Consider the following 5693-nt stretch of genomic DNA (forward strand, 5'->3'; position numbering starts at 1 on the left):
GGTGGTGGTGGTGGTGTGCCCCGCCGCCCCCCCGGGGGGGGTGGCGGCGGGAGCGGTCACCAGGGCAGGGGTCCCTCGTCGTCGTAGAAGCCGCCGGACGGGCCGCCGCCGGGCAGGGTCGCCAGGCGGATCGCGGTCGCCGCGCCCTGCTCGGGGGTGCGCGGGGCCTGGAAGCCGGTGAAGTCCGTGGCCACCAGGCCGGGGCAGGCCGCGTTCACCAGCACGCCCGTGCCCGCCAGCTGCCGGGCGTACTGCACGGTCACCGCGTTCAGGTAGGACTTCGTCGGTGCGTACACCGCCATGATCGGGCCGCTCTGCGCGTCCGGGTCCGCCTGCCTGGTCAGGGACGCGACGCTGCTGGAGAGGTTCACGATCCTGGGGGCCGGGGACTCGCGCAGCAGGGGGAGGAGGGCGTTGGTCACCCGGATGACGCCGAAGACGTTCGTCTCCACCACCCTGCGGGCCTCGGCCAGGTCGAGGGTGGTCGGGTCCTGGGACCAGTCCGGGGCGTGGGCGCCGGAGATGCCCGCGTTGTTGACCAGGACGTCCAGGCCGTGGCCTGCCCCCTCCAGCAGGCGTGCCGCTGTGGCGGCGCTCGTGTCGTCGGTGACGTCCAGGGGGACGCCGAACGCGTCCACGCCCGCCGCGCGCAGCCTGGCCACGGCCTCCTCGCGGCGGGCGTCGTCGCGGGCGCCCACCCCGACGCGGTGGCCCAGCGCGCCCAGGCCCGCCGCGATCGCGTAGCCGATGCCCTTGTTCGCGCCGGTCACCAGCGCGGTCTTCTTCTGCTCGTTCACGGTGTCGATGCTCTGCCTCGGGGCGGGCCGGGCGCCAAGACCGGTTGCGCCCGCTGTGATACCCGGCGGGTATCACCGGGGGCGTAGCCTCGCGCCGTGGACCTGGAGACGCGCGAGCTGCGCTACTTCGTCACCGTCGCCGAGGAGCTGCACTTCGGGCGGGCCGCCGAGCGGCTGGGCATGGCGCAGCCGCCGCTGTCCAGGGCGATCCAGCGGCTGGAGCGGCGACTGGGCGCGGTGCTGCTGGAGCGCGACCGGCGCGGCGTCGCCCTCACCCCGGCGGGCGAGGTGCTGCTGCGGGAGGGGCGGGTCGTGCTCGACGCGGCCACCGCCGCCGCCAACCGGGTCCGCAGGGCCGGGGGGCGGATCGTGCTGGCGGTCAAGGCAGGGGCCGACCACGAGTTGTTGAGCAGGGTGCTGCCCGCGTACCGGGAGGAGGTCGGGGCGGGCGAGGTCGAGGTGCTGCTCTGCGGGATCGGCGAGCAGGCCGGGCTGTTGCGGGCTGGGCGGGCGGACGCCGCGCTGGTGCACCGGCCGTTCGACGACGTGGCGGGGTTCGACACCGAGGAGTTGTTGGTGGAGGAGCAGGTCGCGGTTTTGCCTGCTCGGCATCCGCTGGCCCGGCGGGAGTCGTTGACCATGTCGGAGATCGCGGACGTGCCCGGCCTGCCGCTCGCGCGGTGGCCTCGGCTGGAGGGCGGCTACCCGCCAGGGCCGGGGCCGGAGGTGCGGGACCAGGCGCAGGTGTCGCAGCTCATCGCGCTCGGGCTGGCGCTGCTGGTCATCCCGGCGTCCAGCCGGGCCTGGCAGTGGGCCGAGCACGCCGGGGTCCCGGTGGTGGACGCGCCGCCGGTGACCACGCTCATCGCGTGGCAGCCGCACAGCCGGTCGCCCGCTCTCGCCGGGCTGGTCCGCGCGGCGGTGCGGGTGGGGGAGGAGATGGGGTTTGGTTCCCGTGGGCGCCCCGCAGTCGTTGCGGGATCGATCAAGTAGCGGGCGGCGCGTCGACGTCGTCGCCGTCGGCCACGTCCTCGCACGGCACCATCAGCACGCCGTGCTCGACCAGGTAGTCGCGCGCGCCCACGTCGGCGCGCGCCGACTCCGACACCGGGCCCCAGTGGTCCCGGCCGATCAGCACGGGATGGCCGGGCACCCCGGCGTAGCAGGCTCTCGCCAGCACCGCCGGGGACGCCAGCACGAGCAGCCGGGCGACCGCGTCCGCCGTGACACCGGGGGTGTCCACCGGCAGCACCGCGACCGCGTCCCGGTCACCCGCTGCGGCGAGGCCCACGCGCAGGGACGATCCCACGCCCGTGGACCAGTCCGCGTTGTCCACCACCACCGCGTCTCCCAGCGACGCGGTGGCCCGCACCCGTGCGGATGAGGCGCCCAGCACCACGACCACCCGGTCGCAACCCGCCGCCCGGAGCACCCCGCAGGCCGTCTCGACCCACAGCGCGCCACCCTGCGACACCAGCGCCTTCGGGCGGCCGTACCGCCGTCCGGCGCCTGCGGCCAGGAGCAGGCCCGTCACCCCCACGGGGTCACACCAGTGCGCTGTGCCCCTTCAGCTCGGTTCTGCTCGCCACGGACAGCTTCCGGTACACCCTCGTCAAGTGCTGCTCTACCGTGCTCACGGTGATGTGCAGCCGCATGGCGATGGCCCGGTTGCTGTGTCCACACGCGGCGAGGGTCGCAACCCGACGCTCCGAGTAGGTCAACTCCGTCATAGTGAGGCAGACGTGCCACGACCCGGTAACGGTTCAACGACAAGTCGAAAATCATGAAATCGACAGGTTGGCCAGCAGCAGGGCGGTGACCGCCTCGGGCGCCTCCTCGGGCGCCCAGTGCGACACGTCCTCCAGCATCCGGAAGGTGTAAGGGCCGGTCACCCAGTCGCCCGTGGCCAGCGCGGCCGTGGAGCCGAAGGCCACGTCCTCGGTCGTCCACACGTACAGGGTGGGCACCGTCACCTTCCCGATCCGGCCGTCGGGGCGGCTCGCCCGGTACCAGTTGAGGGCCGCCGTGAGCGCCCCCGGCTCCTTCAGCCGCGACACGTACTCGTCCACCCGGCCCGGCTGCACCCGCCAGTCGAAGATCCGCCGCAGCGCCTCCGCGTCGTTCGCGAGCAGCTGCTTCTCCGCGCCCGACGCGCGCAGCTGCGCCATGTACCCGGACCGCTGGTGCTGCTCCTCGTCGGTGCGCATCGCCTCGCCGAGCGCGGCCGGGTGCGGGGTCGACACGACGGTCAGCGAGCGCAGCCGCTCCGGGTGCTCGGCCGCCGCCCACCACGCCACCGCGCCGCCCCAGTCGTGCCCGACCAGGTCGAACACCGGCCAACCCAGCTCGTCGGCCACCGCGAGCACGTCGCCCACCAGTGACCCCATGCCGTACGCGGACACCTCGGCCGGTCGGGCGCCGGGGGAGTAGCCGCGCTGGTCGAACGCGACCGCCCGGTAGCCCTCGCGGCCCAGCACCGCCACCTGGTGCTCCCAGCACAGCGCCGCCTGCGGGAAGCCGTGCAGCAGCAGCACCGGGCGCCCGTCCTCCGGGCCCGCGGCGATCGCGTCGAACACGCCCTGGTCCGTCCGCACGCTCATCTGCTCGATCACTGTGTACCGGGTCCTTCCGTCGCACCCCGCCGTTCCACCCCCATCCTGGCCCGGAACCGGCCGCCCCGGTGATCGCGGGGCCCGTCCCGCCGGTGGCCCGCGGGAGCGCGGCGCCCGCGTCTCGCACGCCACCCGGCCGCCGCACCCGCCGTCACGCTCCGTCACCCGGCGGCGTCCTCCCCGCTTCGGGCCCGTTCAGGCCGTCGGGTGGGCTGCCCGGCGGTGCGGCGGCTCCTCCTGGTGCGCTAGCCCCGAGCTCCGCTGGGCCGAACGGTGCACGTGCTCCCTCAACCGGGTGCTCTTGCCTCTGCGAGCTCGAATCCCGTGGTCAGCTTGGCCCGATCAGGTATCAGCGCCCCGGCTGCGCGCTCCTACGAGTAGCCGGTGGTAGCCGGCCGGGGTGGACGCGAGCGTGAGGGGGTCGCCGGATGGGGCACCACGCAGTCGTGCGGGCTGACTTCGAGATCGAGGGGATCGAGGCGGTCGGCGGCGACGGTGCCGTGGCGGGGGAGGGGCGGCGGATCCGGCTGGTCGGGAGCGGGCCGGAGCCCGAGCCCGGCGGGCCGAGCGCCGCCTGGCTGGCCGAGGCCGAGCTGGGCGACCTGGTCGACCACGCGCTGGCGGGCAGGCCGCGCGCGGTCGACCAGCTGCTGACGCGGGTCCAGCCGCTGGTGCTGCGCTACTGCCGGGCCAGGGTCGGGATGCGCGAGCGCACCCTGGTCTCGGCCGAGGACATCGCGCAGGAGGTGTGCCTGGCCGTGGTCGCCGCGCTGGGCCGCTACCGCTACGAGCCGACCTCGTTCCTGGCGTTCGTCTACGGCATCGCCGCGCACAAGGTCGCCGACGCGCGCAGGCGGGCGGTGCGCAGCCGCTCCGAGGTCGTGCCCGAGCTGCCGGACACCCCGGCGCTGGAGGACGGGCCCGAGCAGCGCGCGGTCAACGGCGAGCTGATCGGCCACATCACCCGGATGCTCGGCAAGCTGCCCGCCAGGCAGCGGGAGATCCTGGTGCTCCGGGTCGCGGTCGGCCTCACCGCCGAGGAGACCGCCGCCGCCGTCGGCTCCACGCCCGGCGCGGTCCGCGTCGCCCAGCACCGGGCGCTGACCAGGATGCGGGAAATGGCCGCCGCGGTCGACCGGGTGGACCGCTCCGCCTCCTAGGGCCGGCATCGTGTGCGCATGAGCGACGAGGCGCCGTCCTTCGACGTGCTGCTGTCCGGGACGGTGTTCCTGGACATCATCTTCACCGGCCTGCCCCGCCCGCCCGCGCCGGGGACCGAGGTGTGGGCGGACGGGCTGGGCTCCTGCCCCGGCGGCATCGCCAACCTGGCCGTGGCCCTGCGCAGGCTGGAGCTGCGCACCGGGCTGTCGGCGGCGTTCGGCGAGGACGTCTACGCCGACTTCTGCTGGGAGGTGCTGGCCGAGCAGGAGAAGGTGGACCTGGGGCACTGCCGCCGGTTCTACGGCTGGCACACCCCGGTCACCGTCTCCATGGCGATGGACCACGACCGGAGCATGGTCACCCACGGCCACCAGCCGCCCGTCACCGCCGACGAGCTGCTCGACCCGCCGCCGTCGACCCGCGCGTGCTTCGTGCACCTGCAGGCCGAGGACGAGGCGTGGGTGCGCAAGGCCAAGGAGGGCGGGGCGCTGCTGTTCGCCGACATCGGCTGGGACCGCACCGAGGCGTGGGCGCCCGACCTGCTGACCAGGCTCGACGGGTACGACGCGTTCCTGCCGAACTCGGTCGAGGCGATGAGCTACACCCGGTCGTCCACGCCGGAGCTGGCCGCCGAGCGGCTGGCCGAGCTGGTGCCGGTGGTCGTGGTGACCAGGGGCGGCGGGGGAGCGGTCGCGGTCGACTCGGCCACCGGGGAGCGGGCGGACGTGCCGGGGCTGAGCGTGGCGGCGCTGGACCCGACCGGGGCCGGTGACGTGTTCGGCGCCGGGTTCGTGCTGGGCACCCTGGAGGGCTGGCCGCTGGCGCAGCGGGTGCGGTTCGCGAACCTGTGCGCGGCGCTGTCCACGCAGCACTTCGGCGGGTCGCTGTCGGCTCCGGGCTGGGCGGACATCGCCATGTGGTGGCGGACGGTGCGGCGGCGGGCGCGCGACGAGCGGGAGCTGCGCGAGTACGGGTTCCTGGAGGACGTGCTGCCGCAGCACGGCGGGGACGAGGTGCGCAGGGCCAGCGCGACGATCCGGCTGGCACCCAAGTAGCCGGACGCGGGGGGGGCGGGGGGGGCGCGCCCCCCCGGCCCCCCCCCCGGCCCCGCCCCCCGCCCGCC

7 protein-coding genes are annotated in these 5693 nt (G+C 75.2%); 3 read left to right on the plus strand and 4 right to left on the minus strand.

The genetic code is table 11. From position 1 onward, the window contains the following. Window positions 1–56 precede the first annotated feature (56 nt). Window positions 57–806, minus strand: a complete 750-nt coding sequence (locus ACTUAL_RS30025; RefSeq protein WP_440902600.1) for an SDR family oxidoreductase — start codon at window positions 804–806, stop codon at window positions 57–59. A gap of 87 nt (window positions 807–893) precedes the next feature. Between ACTUAL_RS30025 and ACTUAL_RS30030 the strand changes: the two genes are divergently transcribed. Continuing rightward, window positions 894–1790 carry a LysR family transcriptional regulator gene (locus ACTUAL_RS30030; RefSeq protein WP_096496028.1) on the plus strand — a complete coding sequence of 299 codons (897 nt, stop codon included), beginning with the start codon at window positions 894–896 and terminating at the stop codon, window positions 1788–1790. Here the strand turns inward: ACTUAL_RS30030 and ACTUAL_RS30035 are convergent. The 3 genes from ACTUAL_RS30035 to ACTUAL_RS30045 are packed head-to-tail and all read right to left on the minus strand — an operon-like array spanning window position 1783 to window position 3409. Next, complete coding sequence (locus ACTUAL_RS30035; protein WP_440902598.1) at window positions 1783–2337, minus strand: nucleotidyltransferase family protein; 555 nt, start codon at window positions 2335–2337, stop codon at window positions 1783–1785. The genes ACTUAL_RS30030 and ACTUAL_RS30035 overlap by 8 nt on opposite strands. A 4-nt stretch (window positions 2338–2341) precedes the next feature. After that, complete coding sequence (locus ACTUAL_RS30040) at window positions 2342–2527, minus strand: helix-turn-helix domain-containing protein (protein ID WP_041837014.1); 186 nt, start codon at window positions 2525–2527, stop codon at window positions 2342–2344. A 51-nt stretch (window positions 2528–2578) separates the two neighbouring features. Then, a complete protein-coding gene (locus ACTUAL_RS30045; protein WP_440902599.1) occupies window positions 2579–3409 on the minus strand; it encodes an alpha/beta fold hydrolase in 831 nt (276 codons plus the stop codon). 578 nt (window positions 3410–3987) lie between these two features. Here ACTUAL_RS30045 and shbA point away from each other — a divergent pair. Both shbA and ACTUAL_RS30055 read left to right on the plus strand, forming a co-directional pair. Further along, on the plus strand, window positions 3988–4569 hold the full coding sequence (gene shbA, locus ACTUAL_RS30050; RefSeq protein ID WP_041838339.1) for an RNA polymerase sigma factor ShbA: 582 nt from the start codon (window positions 3988–3990) through the stop codon (window positions 4567–4569). An 18-nt stretch (window positions 4570–4587) separates the two neighbouring features. Next, window positions 4588–5625, plus strand: coding sequence for a PfkB family carbohydrate kinase (locus tag ACTUAL_RS30055; protein ID WP_177154345.1), 1038 nt, complete (start codon window positions 4588–4590; stop codon window positions 5623–5625). The last annotated feature ends 68 nt before the right edge of the window (window positions 5626–5693 follow it).

This window comes from Actinosynnema sp. (assembly GCF_052038725.1).

What these genes read in the sequence shown, in the direction of transcription:
- ACTUAL_RS30040 (WP_041837014.1), bottom strand. Translation starts at nt 2,527, where the DNA reads ATGACGGAGTTGACCTACTCGGAGCGTCGGGTTGCGACCCTCGCCGCG.
- ACTUAL_RS30055 (WP_177154345.1), top strand. Translation starts at nt 4,588, where the DNA reads ATGAGCGACGAGGCGCCGTCCTTCGACGTGCTGCTGTCCGGGACGGTG.